Raw genomic sequence first — 20,371 nt, forward strand, 5'->3', positions numbered from 1 at the left:
ATACGGTCACTTAAACTGTTTTTAAGAACATTAAACGATTTTGTTATTTTAAATTAGTCTTAATTATGTTTTTTATTGCTTTAAATTCTATATTTTTGCATCGTTATTATATTTTATCAGAATGGCATTAGTTAGTGATTTGACCACGAAAGTATTATTTGAAACCGAAAAAGGATACAGTTATCAATGTGATTTGACCAATAGTGTAATCATCAATTTTGTTGATACGGTGTCAAGTTATAAAATTCATGATTTTTTGATTTTTCAAAGAAAGGTTAATAGCGTTGACATTCTCAATATGCTTTATGACTTATCTGATCAGTCAGATGCACAGTTGATTGAAACTACTAAAAGAAATTTTTCCAGAAATCTTACCATCTGCGAAATAGTTCAGTTAAGAGATTTATTAAACGGAACAAAATTTACCCTCACTCTACATTCTTTGCTTTGCAATACTGTCAATGTAGAGCTTATTTAGATTCTTACTTAGATTAAATCCAAATTTTAAGGCATTTAGAGCTGCCTTCTATAATTTTTGTAATTTTACATAGATAAAAACAAAGATTATGAAAGATTTACTAAGAACAAGTACTTCATTAGTTGAAGGAATAGAAAATATATTGAACTTACAGGCAAAAATAGAAAGTGACGCTTCTAATAAATATCTAGCTATGGCTGCATGGTTAGATAGAAATGGTTTTGCAAATACAGCATCTTATTTGTACAAGCAAGCCGAAGAAGAAAGAGAGCATTTTCTAAAAATTTTCAAATATATTACAGATATGGGAGGGATTGCAGTTACGCCATCTGTTCCGGAAGTGCAGCAGGAATTTGCTTCTTTTAGAGAAGTATTTGAAATTGCTTTGCAAAACGAAATTGCAGTTACTCAGGCAATTAATAAAGTAATTGCAAAATGTAGAGCTGAGAATGATTACGCTACAGAAGATTTTATGATGTGGTATGTAGCTGAGCAAAGAGAAGAAGAGAAAAATGCAAGAAGAGCTTTAGAGCTTTTTGAACTAATCAACGGAAATGAAGCTGACGGCAAATTTCAATTGGATGTTCAGATTTCAAAAATCGGATAAATATCGATTTATTATATAAAAGCAAAGCCCTTAATATTTATTAAGGGCTTTGTTTTTTATCATGATTTAAGAATTCATCAAACTTTCGATTTCATCAACCTCGATCGGAATATTGCGCATTAGGTTAAAAGGTGCTCCTTTTTCCTGAACCACAACGTTATCTTCTAGACGAATCCCGAAACCTTCTGCCGGGATATAAATTCCAGGTTCAACCGTAAAAACCATATTAGCTTTCATAGGTTCGTGAAGCAATCCGTAATCGTGCGTGTCAAGTCCCATGTGGTGAGAAGTTCCGTGCATAAAATATTTTTTGTAAGCTGGCCATTCCGGATTTTCGTTCTGAACATCAGCTTTATCAATTAATCCTAAACCAAGCAATTCTGATGTCATGATTTTACCCACTTCAATATGATATTGTTTCCAAAGCGTTCCTGGAGTCAACATTTGTGTAGCTTCGTTTTTCACATTCAAAACAGCGTTATAAACTGCTTTTTGTCTCTCAGAGTATTTTCCTGAAACCGGAATTGTTCTTGTCATATCGCTTGAATAATTGGCATATTCGGCAGCAACATCCAATAAAATCAAATCTCCTGCTTTACATTGCTGATTGTTCTCGATATAGTGCAAAACATTCGCATTATTTCCCGAAGCAATAATTGGCGTATAAGCAAAACCTTTAGAACGGTTACGAACAAATTCGTGAATTAATTCGGCCTCGATTTCATATTCAGTAACATTTGGTTTTACAAACGGCAATAATCTACGGAAACCTTTCTCAGTAATATCACAAGCTTTTTGGATCAAATCGATTTCTTCGCTTTCTTTTACAGAACGAATGCGCTGCAAAATAGGGTTGCTTTTCGCTACATTATGTGCAGGATAATGCTCTTTCCACCATTTTATAAAGCGAGCTTCGCGAGTTTCAGTTTCAACCGATGCGCGGTAATGTTCGTTTGTATTAATGTACATCGTATCTGCATACGTCATCATTTCGTTCAAAACTTTATGAAAATCCTGCAACCAATAAACCGTTCTGATTCCCGACACCTGAAAAGCGCGTTCTTTACTTAATTTTTCACCTTCCCAAACCGCGATATGATCGTTGGTTTCTTTCAAAAAAAGAATCTCTTTTTGGTTCTCATAAGGCGCATCCGGAAACAAAAGCAAAATACTTTCTTCCTGATCAACACCGCTTAGATAAAAAATATCCCTGTGTTGAGCAAACGGCAAAGTACTATCAGCACTAACCGGGTAAATGTCATTTGAATTGAAAACGGCAACCGAATTAGGTTTCATTTCTGCCGTGAATTTTTTGCGATTTTTTACAAAAAGAGCGCTGTTTATTTGATGATATTTCATAATAATGTAAGTTTTGAACTTCGAATTTCAAAATTACTAATTTTTGAAGAAGTAGAACAAAATAGGTTTATTAAAGTTTTCTTATTTGTTTTCATTTTATTCGATAGACAATATTCCGGCAATTATCATATTAATCGTAAACAATACCAAGACAGGAATGCTGATTTCCTGCCAATATTCCAGAAACGAAAACTGCTGAAAACTATCGACCACCGGTATATCATTTATGTTGCAAATCACGATCGAAGCTACACAGCAAAACGAAAAAGGAACGGCAAAACGATAAAGGAAACTAGGTGCAATAACCTCCACGCGTTCAAAAAACATGATTGTTAAACAATAGAGCATTGTACAAATAAAAGTAATTGGAATACCTATCAATATACCCATTGTTTGATTGAAAGAATCATTTCCTTGAGTGCTAAAAACGATAAAAAAAAGTAACGTAATTATTATGGCGCAAGAAAAACTTTTCATCATCGGCTGTTTTGTTTTCATATTGCTTTAATTTATTGGTCTGATAATAAAGTAAGGAGAGTATTTTAAGATAAAAAAAGCTGGATTTATTGGGTGGCTCTCATAAACCAAATCTACCCGATCACTCCATACTTCAGTTTTTATTTTTAAGGTGTCATTTTTCACTACAATATCATAAAAGGCATTTACTTTCCATATATCATTACCAAGCTTGCTTAGCTTGTGAGTGTAAACAGGAGAAAGTGTTTTTGCTATGGGGTCAGAAACAGTTTCTTTAAACAAACTTTCCCCATACAATGCATACCATTTTTTGTCTATCAAAAAAATGGCTTTGTCAAAATATTGGCCTACATCATAGCTATTGTAATTATGTTTTTGAGCCTTAAAACAATAAACCGAACTGGCTTTTTTGCTTAATTTATTATACTCTTCCTCCGTACGTTCAAAAGTCCAGTCGGCTTTTGGGTTAAGTTCGATATAATTATGGCGAATAGTATCATTGTCAATAATCCACGAGATATAATCTTCTTTTGAGAGTATATAAGATTCATGAATTTTATACGAATCATATCTGCGCGTTTTTAAACTGTCAATCAGTTTTCCTTTGTTGTCAAATTTATAATACAATTTAAACTCATCGTTATCATTACCAAAACCTTCTTTTCCCGATTCAAAAACAACAGTTTCTGTTATTGGAGAAAAGTAAGTTGTATTCAGATTAAGAGAATTGTCTCCTAATTTTACAATCTCATAATGCGCAGATTTTACAGTATCTTGTACACTTTTGTAAGCTAAATATTTAACAGGTAAATCAGGTTGCGTAATAGAATTTCTAAAAAAATAACCATACAAAATGTAACTCACGGCTATAAATAATGAAATGCATACAAAGTATAAGTTTTTCTTATATAGGTTCATAGGTCGAAAATAGTGGTATTGGTTTAGGCTCAAATCTAAAACCTTTTTTTGTGTCTGCAACTATTTTTGTACAATAAAAATTACAAATTGTAAAAAAAGCTTTTGTCTTGTTTGGGCGTGCTCCTCCGGATCGGGGAATCATGAGTGTTTAAAATCTGTTGCTCTGAAAGAGCCTTAGCAATAGCATAGTGTGAAGCGCTATGAGCGAAAAACGATTGTAATTTTTAAGCCCTGTAAGGGCGGAAGTCTAATTTCAAAAAACACGTTTATCATATTTTACTAAAAAAGCCACTTTTTCTTTTTCAGCTTCAACCAATCTTTCGTAAAGCTTTTTATTCTCTTCAAAAGCTTCAATAAGTTTATCAAGTGGATTAAAAGTGCAATTATTATTTTTTATAGAAGAAGAATCGTTATGATAAGTATTTCCAATAATATTAAAAACAGCTTCTTCAGAAAAATTCTTTATAACTTCAGCAGGAACTCCCAAAGCTTCATCAATTGCTTTTAGTTTTTCATCGTCAACACTTTCGCTTCCTTCAATGCTAGAAATAGTTTGTTGACTTACACCAATTGCAATAGCAAGTGCTTCTTATTTCATGTCTCTATGCCCTCTAATTCGGCTTATGTTTCGGCCTATGTGTTTTGGTTTTACTGTGCTCATAGTTCAAAGATATTTAAAATTCTTTTACATTTTTGGTTTTGGTAGAAAACAAGCTCTCGTTTGTGAGATACATTTTGTAAATTGTTTCCGTGATTGTAAAAATACAATTTTTCTGACTATTTTGATTTCGAAGAGAATATTCTTATTTGCATCATTTTTTATCATTTCTGTCAATGACAAGATTTTGTAATATTGTTGTATCAAAGAAACAACCAAAGGTTATGACCATACAAAAAGCAATTCCAGGCGATCATGAAATCTTAACCCAAATAACCAAAAAGTCAAAAGCATATTGGGGATATTCTAATGAACAAATAGAAATTTGGTCTGCATTTTTGACGGTTTCAGAAGAATATATCGAGACGAATCCAGTTTACAATTTAGTTTTTGACGACCAAATTGTTGGCTATTATTCATACTTTCACGAAAGTGAAAATAGTATAGAACTCGATAATTTGTTTGTTTTGCCTGATTTTATCGGAAAAGGATTCGGGAAAATATTAATGAATGATTTTTTTATGCGTGTAAAGAGCTTAAGTATTCAAAAAGTAGTGCTGAATTCAGAACCAAATGCGGAGAGTTTTTATAGTAAATTCGGATTTGTAAAAATTGGTCAAATAGAAACCTCGATTAAAGATCGATATATGCCAATAATGGAGTTGAATCTTTAAATCATTAACAACGTCCTCGCGAGGAACGAAGCAATCTCACTAACAAAAGAAACTAATGTTATATACACGATACGATTGCTTCGTTCCTCGCAAATACAAATTCAGTTCAATAAAAAAATAAAAATGCAGAATTCAAACTTTAAACTAATCACAATAAAAGAAGTAAAATCGCAATTTCCATTTCTAATCGATCATGAAGGATTTGATTATTTTGACGAATGGGACGATCAGGATTTCTTTCTTGTTGCAAATGAAGATGTTAATTTAAAAGGCAACTTCTATCTGGATCTTTATGAAGATAAAGAGAAAAAATGGCTTTCGAAACTATTAAATTTTTCAGTAAAAGAAATCGATGAAATAAGAATTGAAGGAATTTTAATAAATGGAAATTTCTCTACATCCGGAACCATTATAAATGCCGAAGGCGATTACGGACCTTATATTTTTATAAACGGTAATGTCGATTGCCAGAGTTTATTATTAGGCGGTTCTTATGTAGAAATAATAGGAAATCTAAAGGCAAAAGAAGTGGTAATGAATTCGTATAATCACGGAAATTTTAAATGCTCCGGCGTTATTGAAGCGCCCGTTTTTATAGTCGAAGATCATAATACAGTTTTTGCAGATCGAAAAAATAATTTGTTTTATTATAATGACAGAGCAAATGATTTCGGCCCAAAAAATGATTGCGAATACGACGATGATACCGATGAAGAGATTATTTCGGCAGAATTGCGCAAACTTCTCGATAATCCATTAATAGAAACTTTTGAAGAATTAAAACGTGAGTTAGAAAATGGTAAATTGGTTTTAAAACAAAATAATCCGCCAGCGAAAAATTATGAATATTGGCAAAAGAGAGTATTGTCTAATTATCGCGATTTAAAATTGGTTCCCGCTGAGTATAAAACCAAGGCATTATGCGAGCTAGCTTTAGATATTACATTTCACGCATTGCCATTTGTTTCTCAGGAATTTATTACGCCCGAACTTTGCGAAAAACTGGTAACTAAAGATGGATTTGCTATTCAGAAAATACCGCATGAATTTATAACAAAAGAACTTTGTCTAAAAGCATCTCAAAGCGGGACATTGATTTCGATTATTCCGAGTGAGTTTTATTCTGAAGAATTGATTTTAACGACATTTAAAAATGGTAAACATGAACCCGACATCAATGACGTTCCCTCTGAATTTATTACCGATAGTTTACTTGAAGAATATGTAAAAATTGGCAAAGGATTATGGCTCGATAAGGTTTGTAAAGAGAACGGAAAAGATAAATTATCGATCTTAAAACGGGTAATAGATTCGGGAATTGAGAATCTTGATGCTGTTTTCGGAAGTCATTTTAGTAAAGAAGTTGTCGATTATGCAGCCGCAATTTATAATAATGAAAATCATAAACAAGAATGGAATAATTACGTTCAGAAATACAAGGTTAAATTTGAGCGTCTTGAGTTGAATGAGTATTTGTAGATTAAATATTGTGATTATTATGAAATTTAAAGCAGCAGTGTTATTCTTAATCGTTTTACTTCTTGCAGTAAGCTGTAAAGAAGTTCCTGCATCAATAAGATTAAGAATTGAATTTGAAAATAAGTTAAATCAAGATCTTTCTAAGATTTATGGCATTCAGGTATATAAAGATGGAAAAATTTTTAAAAAATTTAGCTCGTTTGAAAAACCATATATTAGAAAAGAAATTACTTTGGACAGTTTGACAAAAGGAATATATAAGTTCGTGTATGAAAACTTAGTTAATCAGACTTTACAGAAAACAATCGAAGTAAAAGATAATAAGGTTTATAATATTTCTATATACCCGGATTATTCTAATTATAAAGATTTAATAAGTAAATCATTTGTTAGGAATTTGGAAGAAAATGAAAAAGTAGAATTTTATTTTGAAAGTATTGGCTGTTTTCACTCGACAAAAGAGAGTTTGATTATCACTAAAAAAGGAAAAGTATATTACGCTGAGAGTAAAGGACAATCTAAAGAGCTAAGTAAAGAACAATTAGATGCAATAATAAAGATGGAATGTGAATTAGAACTTATAAAATATGGAAGCTGTACTACATCAGATCATTATGTTGTCAAAGCCGGGAAGCAAGAAAAAGAATTTTATGATGAGAGCTGTAAATGGAATGGGTGGATAAATATGTCTAAAAAGTTAAATTAATTTAAGATATATATGAAACAATAAAGCGATGAATTCAAAAGTAGAAATTAGAAAAGTTGAGAAGCAAGATTTAAAATTTGTTTACAAAGCAATATGCGAACTCGAAAATGAAGTTTTGGATTTTAAAGTTTTTGAAGCAATTTTCAATGAAAACATTTCAAATCCTAAAAATGTATATTTAATAGCGGAGAATGAAATTGAAGGTTTAGGCTTTATTAGTTTTCATACACAAAACCTCCTTCACCATTGCGGATTGGTAGGTGAAATTCAGGAATTTTTTATTCATGAAAAGTATCGTGGTCAAGGCATTGGTCGTTTGCTGATAAATGAAATTGAAGATTTTGCAGATCTTAATAATTTAAAAAGTATTGAAGTTACAACAAATAAAAAACGTGTAGAAAATGTCGCAAAATACGAAAGCCTCGGTTTTACTTTGAGTCATAATAAGTTTACGATTTATAAGTAGCTTTCCGGTGATAAAAAGAGTGGACATAAAAAAACTGCTATTTTGTGGTAGCAGTTTTAATGAATTAATGATTATGTCATTATCATACTAAATATTCCATACAGATACTATCTGATGCTGTTTTGTATAAATACCAACCGCAGATGTTTCTTCCAATATAAGAAACTTCGTTACCGGCACATATCGGATATGGTACGCATTTTACAGCTCCACCGTTGATTGATTTCAATTCTTCTTTTGATAATTTTTGCAAGTTTGATAAATTTTGTAAATTTTTCATAGGTAATTTATTTTTTGGATTTTCCTACTCTATAAGTTTTTCGGATACGACTGTGATAAAAATACAAATTATTTTTAAATAAATACTTACAAAAAAAAACTAGTGATCTAAATTTATTTTTTAAATAGTATGTAAAATCTTCGTTTTAAAAATTGGTTTGTGGTAATTTACTTCTTTTATATTTTTTGGTAATTGTTGATCTTGAAAATAATTGGAAAACTGATGAATCTTGCTTGAAATAAGTTGAATTAAAGTTTAATATTGTAGAGTAATAATCCCTTTAAGAAAAAATGAAACAACTCAATATATCCATAAAACACAATCTGATAGTAGGTTTGCTTATCGCTTTATGGCTTTTTGTTTTTGCATTCATTATAAAACCTTTCGACGATGGAACTATCAATTTTAGAGCTTGGTTTTTAATCAGTTTTGGTTTTAGTGTGATGGCTTTTTTATGTTATTGTCTTTTGACTATTCTTCAAAGAAATCTTTATAAAAGAATATCAAGATGGAATATCAGTTTAGAAATTGCAAGTATACTTTTGTTTTATTTGATTTATTTCATTGGAGTTTACACTTTTTACAAAAGCTCAATTTTAAAAGGTGGATATAATTTTTCAGAATTCTTTTCTATAATCTTTATCAAAGTCGCTTTAATTTTGACTCCCGTAATTATTCTGGCAAGAAGATATTTAATTAAACTAATTCCTTTACCAGAAGATGTTATAACTTTTAGAGGAGAAAATAGATTAGATGTTTTAAAAATTAAAAAAGAAGATTTGGTTTGTGTTTCAAATGCTCAAAATTATGTTGAGATTTTTTATATCGAAAATGGTAAACTTGTTTCAAAATTGATACGTTCTTCGCTTAAAAAAGTTCAGGAAGATTTTGATTTTTTAATGCAGATACATCGTTCACATTTAATAAATCCTGTGCATTTTAAGTCCTGGAGAAATCAAAATACAATTATTCTAACCCAAATAGAACTTCCTGTTTCTAAGAATTATAAAGAAACTTTATTGGCATTATAATTCCGTACCTAAAACCGATAGTTTTGTACCAAAGTCAATAAAACAGGCTGTTAAGAAAGATCTCGATATTAGTTTTGTTTCATCAATTTAAAAAAAAATAATTATGACAACAAAACAGCTTTGCCTTCTCGGATTATTATTTTTCCTGATCAGTTATCTATTCTTTTCAAAAGTTTTACCTGACTTTCAAGTACCAATCGATTTTGCGCATTGGTTTAATTTAATTGGTGCTTGGTTGTTATTATCTTTTAATGATGTATTTCCTAAAAACAAATTAAATATTGTTGCTTCGATTATCACAGCTTTAGGAGTTATTGCGCATATCGGGCTTTGTACAATCGATTTTATAATGTGGAGTTTTGGTAATAATGAAGTTGCTAAAGAAGCATTAAGTAATCAAATAAGTAATGCGCCTTCAATTTTATATCCGTTTATTATAGTTGGTCCGTCTTTACTTTTTATTGGTTTGGCCATTCATGCCTTGAATTTTTTGAAAACATATACCATAATTGCTACGATGGTTATTGTTGGCGCTGTATCGATAGGTTTTTCTTTTTTTATTTTAAAAAACGGAATTTATATGTTGTTGAGTTGTGTAGTTTTTGTTGTAGGATTGGGATTGTTGCTTTGTAGAAAGGAAACCGAAAGAGGAGATACTAAACAAAAAGAGTTTGGAAAATTGTAGGTTTTATTTTATTTTGTACTTTCGTTCAGCTTGAAAAACAATAATTACACACAAATCGATTGAATAAACATCTAAAATATCTTATCTCACTCTTTCTGGTTTTTGCCATGATTTCGAGTGATGGGGCTTTAGATTCTCAATCAAAGTCGGCAGATTATTATCAATCGTCATTTGTTGTTTTAAGAAGCGAATTAGATTTTGCAAATTCTCGGTTTTATAAATTCGGACAAGCTGTTTCTTCTGAAAAAACAAGATTTTCAATTGTTTTAAATTTTTTAAAAGTTGAAAATGTCTTTACTTTTCAAATTAAGAAATTGCTGAAATTGCAAAATTTGCTTCATCAAAAACTAAGCTCATTTATAAATCAATCTGTTTTTATAAATGAAATAATCACTTCAAAACACTTCGCTAAAAGTTTGTACAGAGCTTAAGAAAATTTATTTCTAAGCACAGATGAAATAATAATGTCTAATCATTTATCATTTTCAAAATGTATAAACAAAATAAAAAATCTCGCTTGCAGCAGTCTAAGCGACCGCTTTTTCATTGGATAAAAAGAAAATTTATAATTGTAATTACAGCCTTTATGTTAGGAATGGCAAACGGAATGAATGCTGAAGATCGTTCAATTAATGGAAGTTTTGTTCAGACAGAACAACAAGATAAAAAGGATTGATTTGATTATTTTCACGAGCAACGTTTTTCAAAGTTTTAAATTTTGATAAAGGTTGTTTAACCCAATCTTGTCATTCTTCGTTCCTCAGAATGACAAACTCTGTGAAAATAAAAACCCGACAGATTGATCTGTCGGGTTTTTTACTTGGAATTTGGAATTTCTTTATTGATATTTAAAATTTAGTCAATCCATTTATAATATCTCGCTCCAATCAAATTAGGGATTTCTTTTTCGATTCGATCTAAAAACCATTCGTTTTTAGGAGTTCTGATGCTTTGTTTTTGTTCTTTTTTATGAAGGCTTTCGTAAGTATTGAAATCAATTTCCGTGCTTTCTGCCAGATTCTCAAAAAGTTTAACTTTAGCTAAAGCCGATTGCCATTCCGCTTGAATTGTTCCTTCAAAAACTTTTGATTTCGATCCGCTTCCGTAAGCCAGGAAACCAAATTTAGTTCCGGCAACTTCCTGTTTGGTATCATAATAATGAGCCAAAGTTGATAACAATCCCATAAAAATAGATCCTGTATAAAGATTTCCTATTAAAGAAGAAGCCAATTCAGCAGGTTGCAATTTCTCGGTTACAAACTTTCTGTACTCATCAGATTTTCCAATTTCTTTAATTTTAGTTTGATAATCTGCCGGATCAATGTTTTCTGTAATAATTTTATCAGCGTGATCTAAAGCATAAATCTCAGATAACATTCTGCGTCCCTGAAAAGAATACGGAAGATGCATGATAATGCTGTTCCAGGTATTGTATAAAGTTTCGGTTTTGTTTTTTAATTTCTTAAACGAAAAGTAAGCAGATCTCGTACGATCCATATAACACTGATTCGAATATTGACCATCAAAAACCGGTTGATCTTTATGAATTTCGATTTCGGCTTCTAAATTATCAAACCATGGATCGTTATTTTCATTTTGAGTAATCGCTTCTTTTGCGATAGTTCTGTAAGGTTTAAAAAAGTCAAAAACCCCTTTTGTGCTTGTTGCCCAATTGTCATCAAAAGCAATAATTTTAGGGTTCGAAGTTACAAGCATTGCCAAAGCTCCCGCGCCTTGTGTATATTCTCCGGTAGACTTTAAATCATATTTGGCAAAATCTGTTGTAACTACAATTGCTTTTTTATTTGGATTTAATTTTACAAAGTCAATACAGTTTTGCAAAGCATCAACACCGCCAATACAAGCAAACGTAAAATCGACAACATCGCATTCTGCCAGAGAATTTTCTCCAAATTTTTGTTCCATTAAGCTAATTAAAAAAGAACTAATAGGTTTAGAACTGTCGATTCCGCTTTCGGTACCAACGTAAATCCGGCTAATTTCGTTTAAGTTTATTTCGTTTTCCATAATAAGTTTTGTCAAAGCGTTTGCTCCAAAAACCACCGCGTCCTGATGAATGTCCGGTAAAGTCATTTTTATTAATCCAAGACCTTTTTCTAATTTTTCGGGTTCAATATTTCTGGCAACAGCCAAAGTTTTTATGGGTAAATGTATGTTGGCTACATCAAAAGAGATAGCGTCAATTCCTGTTTTCATTATTAAATTTTAAGCCGATAAAGGTAAAATTATGTTGTGGAATGACAATTTTTTTAACCTTATAAAATTTAGGTAAGACGTAACTTTTGAAGAAAACAAATTAAAAGTTTACTTAAAATAATAATATGATAAACTTTTATGTATCGATAAGCTCGTTATTATGCTGAAAATTCGGTTAAATGACACTTTTGTTAGTTTTATAATGAAATAATTTGGGATACAGCAATATTCATACGTAAAAATACGTATTACGTAGTCTATTTTAAAATCATTATAAATAACAGCGAAATGGTTGTAGTTCTTTGTTAATTGAGTTATTTTTGTGTAATTTTTTAAAACAAACTACTTAAACAATTATGGCACAATCTGCACTATTGAATGCTTCCATCTTAAAGAAAGTGGCTATGGCCCTTTCGGGAATATTCTTAATCACGTTTTTAGCGCTGCATGTTTCCTTAAATTTTATTTCTATTATTAGTGAAAATGTTTTTAACGAAGCATCTCACTTTATGGGATACAATCCGCTGATTCAATATGTAATGCAACCAGTTTTGGCAATCGGAGTAATCTTCCATTTCGTTATGGGATTCGTATTGACTGCTCAAAATACTGCTGCAAGACCAATTGCGTATGCAAAATACAACGGAGCTGCAAATGCTTCCTGGAGTTCTAGAAATATGATTATTTCTGGATTGGTTATTTTGGCTTTCTTAGGATTGCATTTTTATGATTTCTGGTTTCCGGAGGTTAACTACAAATATATTGCAGGTGCTACGCCAGATGCTACAAGGTATTATGGAGAGTTAGTGCATAAATTTCATGATCCAATTCGTACAGGATTGTATTGTATATCTTTTGTGTTATTAGGTTTTCACCTTTGGCACGGATTCGGTTCATCTCTTCAGTCAATGGGGATGCACAATAAGTATTCAAGATTTTTAAGTAAAGTAGGTTACGGTTTTGCAGTTGTAGTACCGGCACTTTTCGTAATTATCGCATTATTTCATCATTTCAATAATTAATATAAATTATAATGGCATTAGATTCAAAAATTCCACACGGCCCAATATCGGACAAATGGACAGATTATAAAGATCATATTAATTTAGTAAACCCTGCAAACAAACGTAATTTAGATATTATCATTGTTGGTACAGGTTTGGCTGGAGGTTCAGCTGCGGCAACTTTGGCTGAGCAGGGATATAACGTAAAAGCATTTTGTTTTCAGGATTCACCAAGACGTGCGCACTCTATTGCAGCACAAGGTGGTATCAATGCAGCAAAAAATTATAAAGGTGACGGTGACTCAGTTTACAGATTATTTTATGATACTGTAAAAGGAGGTGACTACCGTGCACGTGAGGCAAACGTTCACCGTTTGGCTGAAGTTTCTGCTAATATTATCGACCAGTGTGTGGCTCAAGGGGTGCCATTGGCTCGTGAATATGGTGGATTATTAGATAACCGTTCTTTTGGAGGAACTTTGGTTTCTCGTACTTTTTACGCACAAGGACAAACGGGTCAACAATTATTGTTAGGAGCTTATTCTGCAATGAACCGTCAGATTGGTCGTGGTAAAGTAAAAATGTACAACCGTCACGAAATGCTTGACATTGTAATCGTGAACGGAAAAGCGAGAGGTATTATCGCTCGTAACTTAATCACTGGAGAAATAGAAAGACATTCTGCTCACGCGGTAGTAATTGGTTCTGGAGGATACGGAAACGTATTTTTCTTGTCAACAAATGCTATGGGAAGTAACGCAACAGCAGCTTGGAAAATTCATAAAAAAGGAGCGTTTTTCGCAAATCCTTGTTACACACAAATTCACCCAACTTGTATTCCGGTTTCAGGAGATCACCAGTCAAAACTGACTTTGATGTCTGAGTCGTTACGTAATGACGGGCGTATTTGGGTTCCTGCAAAACAAGAAGATGCTAAAGCGATCCGTGAAGGAAAGAAAAAAGCAACTGATTTAACTGAAGCTGAAAGAGATTATTTCTTAGAAAGAAGATATCCTGCTTTTGGTAACTTAGTACCTCGTGACGTTGCGTCTCGTGCTGCAAAAGAAAGATGTGATGCTGGTTTTGGTGTTAACAAAACAGGAGAAGCTGTTTACTTAGATTTTGCTGCTGCAATTAAACGTTACGGAACAGAAGAAGCTTTCGTAAAAGGTTTAGATGCAAACGATGCGGCTTTGGTAACTAAATTAGGAGCTGAAATCGTGAAAAGTAAATACGGAAACTTATTCCAGATGTATTACAAAATCGTTGACGAAGATCCTTATACAACACCAATGATGATTTACCCTGCGGTTCACTACACAATGGGTGGAACATGGGTTGATTATAACTTAATGACTACAATTCCTGGATGTTTCTCTATTGGAGAATCTAACTTCTCTGATCACGGAGCAAACAGACTTGGAGCTTCTGCCTTGATGCAAGGTTTAGCTGATGGATATTTCGTATTACCTTATACTATTGGAGATTATTTAGCTCCGGACATTAAAATGGGAGAAATTTCTACAGATTTGCCAGAATTCTTAGCAGCAGAAAAAGAAGTAAAAGATCAAATCGACAGATTTATCAATAATAAAGGAACTCATTCTGTAGATTATTTTCATAAGAAATTAGGAAAAATCATGTGGGATAAAGTAGGTATGGCTCGTAATGCTAAAGGTTTGACTGAAGCTATCGAAGAAATTGCTGCTTTACGTGAAGAGTTTTATAAAGATGTAAAAGTTCCTGGAAGCGCTAACGAATTTAATCAGGAATTAGAGAAAGCGACACGTGTTGCCGATTTCTTAGAGTTAGGAGAATTGTTCGCGAAAGATGCATTACACCGTAATGAATCTTGTGGAGGTCACTTCCGTGAAGAATACCAAACAGAAGAAGGAGAAGCACTTCGTGATGACGAAAACTTTGCATACGTTGCAGCTTGGGAATACAAAGGAAAACCAAGCGATGCAGTATTACACAAAGAACCTCTGGTTTACGAAAACATTAAATTAGTTCAAAGAAGCTACAAATAGTATTTAAAAGTTGATATACTTTTTGATACTTAAAACTTATACAAAATGAAACTTACATTAAAAATATGGCGTCAAAAAAACGCCCAAGATAAAGGGGGAATTGTTGATTACCCAATCGACGGAATCGAACCAGATATGTCTTTCCTTGAAATGCTTGATGTTCTTAACGAACAATTGATCAACAAAGGAGAAGAGCCAGTAGCATTTGACCACGATTGTCGTGAAGGAATCTGCGGAATGTGTTCATTATTCATCAACGGAGAAGCGCACGGACCAGACAGAGGAGTAACTACTTGTCAGTTACACATGCGTATGTTTAAAGATGGTGACACGATTTTTATCGAGCCATTTAGAGCAAAAGCTTTCCCGGTAATTAAAGATTTAGTTGTTGACAGAAGTTCTTTTGACAGAATTCAACATGCAGGAGGATTTATCTCGGTAAATACTTCAGGTAATACAATTGATGCAAATACAATTCCGATTAACAAACACGATGCAGATAAATCATTTGATGCTGCAGCTTGTATTGGTTGTGGAGCTTGTGTTGCAACTTGTAAAAACGGATCAGCAATGTTGTTCGTTGGAGCAAAAGTGTCTCAATATGCATTATTACCTCAAGGTAAAGTTGAAGCAGTTGATCGTGTTTTAAACATGGTACACCAAATGGATTTAGAAGGTTTTGGTAACTGTACAAATACAGGTGCTTGTGAAATCGAATGTCCAAAAGGAATTTCACTTGAAAATATCGCGCGTATGAACCGTGAGTATTTATCTGCAAGTTTGAAAGGATAATTTGAATTACTTTTAGTTTTAAATAAAAAAAAGGTTCCGATCGTCGGAACCTTTTTTTATGTCTTATTCGTAATACAATTGCGAAGCACTTATTTCTTGTTTTTCTTTTCCTTCTTGCTGAATGAAACACGTTAAAGTAGTTCCGCCAATCTGATCAAAATAATCAATGTTTATTTTGTGGAAACCTTTTTCGAGTTTTACTGCTCCATACGCTTCGTTGAGCCAATGAATTCCGTCGTTATTCACAACTAATTCATTATCGATAAAAAGCTTCGATCCGTCATCTGAAAGCGTCGAAATTGTATAATTTGCCGTTTCAGGAATAAAGATGTATCCATCGAATTTTAAGCCGATATAACGCTCTGTTTTCGTCTTCCATTTTTCACTGCTTATTGCGCCTTCAAAAATGCCTGAATTAACAGGTTTTGCTAAATCTAAATCCTGAACTTGCTGGAATAATGTTCCGATATAATAATCGAATTTCAAACCTTTCTTAGTTGGTTTTATGGCTAAAGCCGATTTTAATTCCGGATTTTTAATCAATATTTTACTAATAGAACTTCGTCTTCCGCTTGGACTAATCTGAACGGTTTTAATGGTTCTGAATTCTCCTTTTGGGATATTTATCGTTACCGGTTTGGTGTAAAGTTCAGCCGTTTCATCTGGATTATATCCATCAATTGTGTAGAAGATTTGTCCGTTTTTGATCGTTGGTTTTAAATCCAAAACATATTTTGAAGTAATAAAAGCTGTTTCATTAGAACCAAAAGGACTCGGAACTTTGTACAATCTTTTTTGTGCTTCCAGTTTTTCTAAATGATATGGAATTTGATTTAAAATAAAATGATTGTAATTTTTATTTTGAGGTTGTGTCCAGGCAATTTCGGACAAAGCAAATACGCGCGGATAAATCATGTAATTTAACTTCGCCGGACTTGTTAAGTATTCAGACCAAAGATTAGATTGCACACCTATAATGTACTTTTGTTCCTCAACGGTTAAACTATCAACAGGCGTTGGATTGTAGTTGTACATTTTTTCAACCGTGGTTAATCTTCCAATTGTTAAAGGCTCTTGCGGAGAATATCCCTGGTTATAATCCAGATATAAAACTTGTTCCGGATTCATGATTACATTATGTTTTTGTCTTGCAGCGCTAATTCCTCCGGCTTCGCCTCGCCATGACATTACAGCCGCATTTGGCGCAAGCCCACCTTCGAGCATTTCGTCCCAGCCTAAAATTTGTTTTCCGTTTGCATTCAGGAATTTTTCGATTCGGGTAGTGAGGTAACTTTGTAATTCGTGTTCGTTTTTCAATCCTAAATCTTTGATTCTCTTTTGACAATTCGGACATTCTTTCCATCTTGTTTTTGGGCATTCGTCTCCACCAATATGAATGTATTTACTTGGAAATAGATCCATCACTTCGGTCAGGACATCTTCTAAAAAAGTAAAAGTTTCTTCTTTTCCTGCGCAGAAAATATCATCAAAAATACCCCAATATTCTATCACTTTATATTGGCGATCGGGAAAACAAGATAAATTAGGATAAGCGGTAACAGCTGCTGTTGCGTGTCCAGGCATTTCGATTTCGGGAATGATATTCACATAATGTTCTTCTGCAAATTTCACCACGTCTTTAATTTCTTCCTGAGTGTAAAATCCTCCGTAGGGATTTCCGTCAAAAAAATAAGGTGATCTTTCAAATTTATTTCCCACTAAAGTTTGTGCTCTTTTCGAACCTACTTCAGTTAGTTTTGGATATTTTTTTATCTCAATTCTCCATCCCTGATCGTCTGTTAAGTGCCAATGAAAGTTATTTAATTTATAACTAGCCATTTGTGCTATAAAATCTTTTATAACATCAACAGAGAAAAAATGACGACAAGCATCTAGGTGAAGCCCGCGGTAGTTGTATCTGGGCTCGTCTTCGATGGTCACACAAGGCAATTTTATTTCCTGACTTTTTGGTTTGTTGGGTAAAAGCTGTAATAAACTCTGAACGGCATAAAATAATCCTTCTTCACTTCCGGTAACGGTAATCTTTTTTGGAGTAATAACAATTTTATAAGCTTCTTTTTTTAAAGATTCAGCCGGGTTTTTAGTAATGAATAAAACTTCAATGTTGCTTTTTTTGTTTGAAGTATTCGAGTTTATAGCCGACTCGAAAATTTGAGCGGTTTTAAGTTCTCTTGCGCTGAATTTGTTTTTTTCAAAAGTAAACTTTATCTGTCCGTTTAAACGAATACTATCTCGTGTTGCTTTGTATGAATTGGGAGCAGGAATAATAGTATTGTTTACAAAAGAGGTTTGAGCATTTCCGAAAGAAAAACAAAATATTAAAAAGAGGAATAGGCTTTTTTGCATGGTTGTTTTTTTTGTTTTGTTAAACAAATTTAGGGTTTGTAAATTAGTTTGCATTTTTTTTGCAAAATGATTTTTTGTTTAAATGTCTTTAAAATAGATGAATTAACTTTTTTATTGCATTGTGTTATAATTTGTTTCGCAATAATATTGCATTTATTGTTTACATTTGCTTCAATAAAATTGAATTTGCATGAGTAATGATAATGAAGTGGTTAATTACACTAAGGAAGAACGTAAAAATCTTATTTTAAAGGAGATTAACTTGCATACTCGTGTAAGTTTTGAAACACTTTCTGCAAAATTATTTGTTTCAGAAGATACGGTAAGACGTGATATAAATGAACTTGAATCAGAATCTTTATTGATTAAGGTAAAAGGTGGTGCGATGACAAAAGCCTATCACCATTCTTCGGCTAATAATCAAACTTATGCAGGAGAATCAAAACAAATCATTGCGCAAAAAACCTTAGATTTACTTCATGACGGAATGGTTTTGTTGATTGGCGGCGGAACTACTATTCGTGAATTCATCCGCTTAATTCCTGATGATTTAAATCTTACTATTTTTACTGTTACCGTTTTATCTGCGGTGGAACTTCTGGACAAACCCAATGTTAAAATTATCATGATTGGCGGCAGTATTTCATCTTACAGCCAAATGTGTGTGAGCGGCGATGTCTATAATCAATTGGCGAATATTAAAGTTGATTTATTAATATTAGGTACCAATGCCTTAGATATCGAAGGTGGTTTCTCAGATTCTGATTGGGAAACCGTTCAGGTAAAAAAAGCGATGATTCAGGCTTCTGAAAAAACCGCTATTTTGACTATTTCTGAAAAACTCGATACGGTTCTAAAAATGAAAATTGCCAACTTATCCGAGGTTAATTATGTGGTTACAGAAGTTGATCCAACCGACGAAAAATTACAGTCGTATAAGAAGGCAGTTCCAAGTTTAGTTTTTATTTAATCCCAATTTTTCATTAAGAAATTGATCCAGTTTTGGTGAAAGATTTTATTTAAATCTTCATCAGAATAGCCGTTGTTTTTAAAGATCAAAACCAATTTTTGCAAATCGGCAATGGTGTCTAAATCATACGGACCTTGTTCTGTACCAAAAGCGCCATCCAAATCTGAACCTACACCAATATGATTGGCATTTCCGGCCAATTGACAAATGTGATCCATGTGTTTGAAAACTGTTTCAAGATTGCAATTGGTAGCTTTTGGTGTCGAAACGCCTCTTTCCCAATTTGGAACCAACATCCAGGCATCTAAAGCACCGCCAATAACGGCTCCACGAGAAATTAACGCTTGAATCATTTCATCGCTATATTGACGATTGTGATCCACCAGACTTCTGCAATTGTTATGACTTGCCCAAACTGGCCCTTGATAATGATCTAAAGCTTGCCAAAAAGCATCATCGCATAAATGTGTTGCATCCAGAATAATATTCAAACGCTCCATTTCTTTTAATAAATCAAGACCGTTTTGGTTCATTTTTCCGGTTGCGTCTGTTCCGTTTGCGTAACGTCCGGGTCCGTAATGTGCAGGACCAATCGCGCGCAATCCGTAATTATATGCTTTTTCTAAATACGAAACATCAATAATAGAATCTGCGCCTTCCAAACTCAAAATATAACCAATAGGTTTTTTATCGTTTGGCGTTCCGTCATTCCATAAATCAATTTGTTTTAGTAATGATTTTTTATCGGTAATTGCTGTGATTTCTCCGGATTCTTCCATCGCTTTGTACCACGCAAGCTGACCTAGTGTTTGTGCCCAGGCTTGTTCAGGAGAATTCCAACCCGGAATAATACTGTCCGGTTTTACAAATCGTGCAATTTGAGTGGCGACAACAATACCAATATTACCGCGTCGTAAATCCGGAAATGAAACCGTTGCGCGTTCGCGATCTGGTTTGTCCGTCATTCCTTTTTCGAGATGACGCAAAGTTGGTACGTCATTTCTTAAATCTCGATTCCATTCCATCGCATTCATGCTCAGGTCTAAATGGGCGTCTATTATAAACATATTATTTTTTTTAAGTCACAAAGGTTCAAAGGCTCAGAGGTTCTCTAGACAAGTGTTATTATGAGGTCTATTCTCTTTCTTCTTCGCTCTATTTTCTATTCTTTTT

20 protein-coding genes and 1 pseudogene are annotated in these 20,371 nt (G+C 32.9%); 13 read left to right on the plus strand and 8 right to left on the minus strand.

Translation table 11 applies throughout. The annotated features are described in order from the left end of the window. The first annotated feature begins 121 nt into the window (after nucleotides 1-121). Together IRZ78_RS15255 and IRZ78_RS15260 are read left to right on the plus strand one after the other, a co-directional pair. Nucleotides 122-478, plus strand: a complete 357-nt coding sequence (locus IRZ78_RS15255) for a hypothetical protein (protein WP_194617358.1) — start codon at nucleotides 122-124, stop codon at nucleotides 476-478. 88 nt (nucleotides 479-566) lie between these two features. Beyond that, a complete protein-coding gene (locus IRZ78_RS15260) occupies nucleotides 567-1,085 on the plus strand; it encodes a ferritin (protein ID WP_194617359.1) in 519 nt (172 codons plus the stop codon). Between the two features lie 66 nt (nucleotides 1,086-1,151). Here the strand turns inward: IRZ78_RS15260 and IRZ78_RS15265 are convergent, their stop codons facing one another. The 4 genes and pseudogenes from IRZ78_RS15265 to IRZ78_RS15280 form a co-directional block, all read right to left on the minus strand. Beyond that, nucleotides 1,152-2,444 (minus strand): aminopeptidase P family protein, encoded by a 1,293-nt coding sequence (locus IRZ78_RS15265; RefSeq protein WP_194617360.1) that lies wholly within the window; start codon nucleotides 2,442-2,444, stop codon nucleotides 1,152-1,154. Between the two features lie 96 nt (nucleotides 2,445-2,540). After that, nucleotides 2,541-2,942: a hypothetical protein gene (locus tag IRZ78_RS15270; protein ID WP_194617361.1), complete on the minus strand. Its 402-nt coding sequence runs from the start codon at nucleotides 2,940-2,942 to the stop codon at nucleotides 2,541-2,543. 6 nt (nucleotides 2,943-2,948) lie between these two features. Beyond that, a complete protein-coding gene (locus IRZ78_RS15275; RefSeq protein ID WP_194617362.1) occupies nucleotides 2,949-3,839 on the minus strand; it encodes a hypothetical protein in 891 nt (296 codons plus the stop codon). Between the two features lie 253 nt (nucleotides 3,840-4,092). Continuing rightward, nucleotides 4,093-4,500: pseudogene (locus IRZ78_RS15280) on the minus strand (helix-turn-helix transcriptional regulator). A 221-nt stretch (nucleotides 4,501-4,721) separates the two neighbouring features. Here IRZ78_RS15280 and IRZ78_RS15285 point away from each other — a divergent pair. The 4 genes from IRZ78_RS15285 (at nucleotide 4,722) to IRZ78_RS15300 (ending at nucleotide 7,822) form a co-directional block, all read left to right on the plus strand. Next, on the plus strand, nucleotides 4,722-5,171 hold the full coding sequence (locus IRZ78_RS15285) for a GNAT family N-acetyltransferase (protein WP_194617363.1): 450 nt from the start codon (nucleotides 4,722-4,724) through the stop codon (nucleotides 5,169-5,171). A gap of 123 nt (nucleotides 5,172-5,294) precedes the next feature. Further along, nucleotides 5,295-6,650, plus strand: coding sequence for a polymer-forming cytoskeletal protein (locus tag IRZ78_RS15290; RefSeq protein ID WP_194617364.1), 1,356 nt, complete (start codon nucleotides 5,295-5,297; stop codon nucleotides 6,648-6,650). Between the two features lie 19 nt (nucleotides 6,651-6,669). Next, nucleotides 6,670-7,356, plus strand: coding sequence for a hypothetical protein (locus IRZ78_RS15295; RefSeq protein ID WP_194617365.1), 687 nt, complete (start codon nucleotides 6,670-6,672; stop codon nucleotides 7,354-7,356). A 28-nt stretch (nucleotides 7,357-7,384) separates the two neighbouring features. Beyond that, nucleotides 7,385-7,822 carry a GNAT family N-acetyltransferase gene (locus IRZ78_RS15300; protein ID WP_194617366.1) on the plus strand — a complete coding sequence of 146 codons (438 nt, stop codon included), beginning with the start codon at nucleotides 7,385-7,387 and terminating at the stop codon, nucleotides 7,820-7,822. A gap of 82 nt (nucleotides 7,823-7,904) precedes the next feature. Here IRZ78_RS15300 and IRZ78_RS15305 read toward each other — a convergent pair whose 3' ends face one another. Then, nucleotides 7,905-8,075 (minus strand): bacteriocin, encoded by a 171-nt coding sequence (locus IRZ78_RS15305; protein WP_194617367.1) that lies wholly within the window; start codon nucleotides 8,073-8,075, stop codon nucleotides 7,905-7,907. 317 nt (nucleotides 8,076-8,392) lie between these two features. Here IRZ78_RS15305 and IRZ78_RS15310 point away from each other — a divergent pair, with 317 nt between their 5' ends. From IRZ78_RS15310 to IRZ78_RS15320, 3 genes are all read left to right on the plus strand, one after another. After that, a complete protein-coding gene (locus IRZ78_RS15310) occupies nucleotides 8,393-9,133 on the plus strand; it encodes a LytTR family DNA-binding domain-containing protein (protein ID WP_194617368.1) in 741 nt (246 codons plus the stop codon). A 103-nt stretch (nucleotides 9,134-9,236) separates the two neighbouring features. Further along, nucleotides 9,237-9,818, plus strand: coding sequence for a hypothetical protein (locus tag IRZ78_RS15315; RefSeq protein WP_194617369.1), 582 nt, complete (start codon nucleotides 9,237-9,239; stop codon nucleotides 9,816-9,818). A 490-nt stretch (nucleotides 9,819-10,308) separates the two neighbouring features. After that, nucleotides 10,309-10,494 (plus strand): hypothetical protein, encoded by a 186-nt coding sequence (locus tag IRZ78_RS15320; RefSeq protein WP_194617370.1) that lies wholly within the window; start codon nucleotides 10,309-10,311, stop codon nucleotides 10,492-10,494. A 179-nt stretch (nucleotides 10,495-10,673) separates the two neighbouring features. On the opposite strand, the gene IRZ78_RS15325 is transcribed toward IRZ78_RS15320, so the two are convergent. Next, nucleotides 10,674-12,035 carry a hydroxymethylglutaryl-CoA synthase gene (locus IRZ78_RS15325; protein ID WP_194617371.1) on the minus strand — a complete coding sequence of 454 codons (1,362 nt, stop codon included), beginning with the start codon at nucleotides 12,033-12,035 and terminating at the stop codon, nucleotides 10,674-10,676. Between the two features lie 356 nt (nucleotides 12,036-12,391). Here IRZ78_RS15325 and IRZ78_RS15330 point away from each other — a divergent pair, with 356 nt between their 5' ends. The 3 genes from IRZ78_RS15330 to IRZ78_RS15340 are packed head-to-tail and all read left to right on the plus strand — an operon-like array spanning nucleotide 12,392 to nucleotide 15,861. After that, nucleotides 12,392-13,057, plus strand: a complete 666-nt coding sequence (locus IRZ78_RS15330) for a succinate dehydrogenase cytochrome b subunit (RefSeq protein WP_056248540.1) — start codon at nucleotides 12,392-12,394, stop codon at nucleotides 13,055-13,057. 11 nt (nucleotides 13,058-13,068) lie between these two features. Next, entirely contained in the window at nucleotides 13,069-15,069 is a 2,001-nt protein-coding gene (locus IRZ78_RS15335; RefSeq protein ID WP_194617372.1) for a fumarate reductase/succinate dehydrogenase flavoprotein subunit, read from the plus strand. A 45-nt stretch (nucleotides 15,070-15,114) separates the two neighbouring features. Then, entirely contained in the window at nucleotides 15,115-15,861 is a 747-nt protein-coding gene (locus IRZ78_RS15340) for a succinate dehydrogenase/fumarate reductase iron-sulfur subunit (RefSeq protein ID WP_083692564.1), read from the plus strand. 63 nt (nucleotides 15,862-15,924) lie between these two features. On the opposite strand, the gene IRZ78_RS15345 is transcribed toward IRZ78_RS15340, so the two are convergent. Continuing rightward, the gene (locus IRZ78_RS15345; protein WP_194617373.1) at nucleotides 15,925-18,228 is read right to left on the minus strand and encodes a family 20 glycosylhydrolase; all 2,304 of its coding nucleotides are present in this window, start codon (nucleotides 18,226-18,228) and stop codon (nucleotides 15,925-15,927) included. Nucleotides 18,229-18,418: 190 nt separating this feature from the next. On the opposite strand from IRZ78_RS15345, the gene IRZ78_RS15350 reads away from it, so the two are divergent. Next, nucleotides 18,419-19,198 (plus strand): DeoR/GlpR family DNA-binding transcription regulator, encoded by a 780-nt coding sequence (locus tag IRZ78_RS15350; protein ID WP_194617374.1) that lies wholly within the window; start codon nucleotides 18,419-18,421, stop codon nucleotides 19,196-19,198. Here IRZ78_RS15350 and IRZ78_RS15355 read toward each other — a convergent pair. Further along, nucleotides 19,195-20,265 (minus strand): membrane dipeptidase, encoded by a 1,071-nt coding sequence (locus tag IRZ78_RS15355; protein ID WP_194617375.1) that lies wholly within the window; start codon nucleotides 20,263-20,265, stop codon nucleotides 19,195-19,197. The genes IRZ78_RS15350 and IRZ78_RS15355 overlap by 4 nt on opposite strands. Nucleotides 20,266-20,371 lie beyond the last annotated feature (106 nt).

This window comes from Flavobacterium sp. CSZ, assembly GCF_015350725.1.
Taxonomy (GTDB): domain Bacteria; phylum Bacteroidota; class Bacteroidia; order Flavobacteriales; family Flavobacteriaceae; genus Flavobacterium.

Excerpts from the sequence above, each read along its gene's own strand:
- IRZ78_RS15255 (WP_194617358.1), top strand. The coding sequence starts at position 122 with ATGGCATTAGTTAGTGATTTGACCACGAAAGTATTATTTGAAACCGAA.
- IRZ78_RS15260 (WP_194617359.1), top strand. The coding sequence starts at position 567 with ATGAAAGATTTACTAAGAACAAGTACTTCATTAGTTGAAGGAATAGAA.
- IRZ78_RS15265 (WP_194617360.1), bottom strand. The coding sequence starts at position 2,444 with ATGAAATATCATCAAATAAACAGCGCTCTTTTTGTAAAAAATCGCAAA.
- IRZ78_RS15270 (WP_194617361.1), bottom strand. The coding sequence starts at position 2,942 with ATGAAAACAAAACAGCCGATGATGAAAAGTTTTTCTTGCGCCATAATA.
- IRZ78_RS15275 (WP_194617362.1), bottom strand. The coding sequence starts at position 3,839 with ATGAACCTATATAAGAAAAACTTATACTTTGTATGCATTTCATTATTT.
- IRZ78_RS15285 (WP_194617363.1), top strand. The coding sequence starts at position 4,722 with ATGACCATACAAAAAGCAATTCCAGGCGATCATGAAATCTTAACCCAA.
- IRZ78_RS15290 (WP_194617364.1), top strand. The coding sequence starts at position 5,295 with ATGCAGAATTCAAACTTTAAACTAATCACAATAAAAGAAGTAAAATCG.
- IRZ78_RS15295 (WP_194617365.1), top strand. The coding sequence starts at position 6,670 with ATGAAATTTAAAGCAGCAGTGTTATTCTTAATCGTTTTACTTCTTGCA.
- IRZ78_RS15300 (WP_194617366.1), top strand. The coding sequence starts at position 7,385 with ATGAATTCAAAAGTAGAAATTAGAAAAGTTGAGAAGCAAGATTTAAAA.
- IRZ78_RS15310 (WP_194617368.1), top strand. The coding sequence starts at position 8,393 with ATGAAACAACTCAATATATCCATAAAACACAATCTGATAGTAGGTTTG.
- IRZ78_RS15315 (WP_194617369.1), top strand. The coding sequence starts at position 9,237 with ATGACAACAAAACAGCTTTGCCTTCTCGGATTATTATTTTTCCTGATC.
- IRZ78_RS15320 (WP_194617370.1), top strand. The coding sequence starts at position 10,309 with ATGTATAAACAAAATAAAAAATCTCGCTTGCAGCAGTCTAAGCGACCG.
- IRZ78_RS15325 (WP_194617371.1), bottom strand. The coding sequence starts at position 12,035 with ATGAAAACAGGAATTGACGCTATCTCTTTTGATGTAGCCAACATACAT.
- IRZ78_RS15330 (WP_056248540.1), top strand. The coding sequence starts at position 12,392 with ATGGCACAATCTGCACTATTGAATGCTTCCATCTTAAAGAAAGTGGCT.
- IRZ78_RS15335 (WP_194617372.1), top strand. The coding sequence starts at position 13,069 with ATGGCATTAGATTCAAAAATTCCACACGGCCCAATATCGGACAAATGG.
- IRZ78_RS15340 (WP_083692564.1), top strand. The coding sequence starts at position 15,115 with ATGAAACTTACATTAAAAATATGGCGTCAAAAAAACGCCCAAGATAAA.
- IRZ78_RS15345 (WP_194617373.1), bottom strand. The coding sequence starts at position 18,228 with ATGCAAAAAAGCCTATTCCTCTTTTTAATATTTTGTTTTTCTTTCGGA.
- IRZ78_RS15350 (WP_194617374.1), top strand. The coding sequence starts at position 18,419 with ATGAGTAATGATAATGAAGTGGTTAATTACACTAAGGAAGAACGTAAA.
- IRZ78_RS15355 (WP_194617375.1), bottom strand. The coding sequence starts at position 20,265 with ATGTTTATAATAGACGCCCATTTAGACCTGAGCATGAATGCGATGGAA.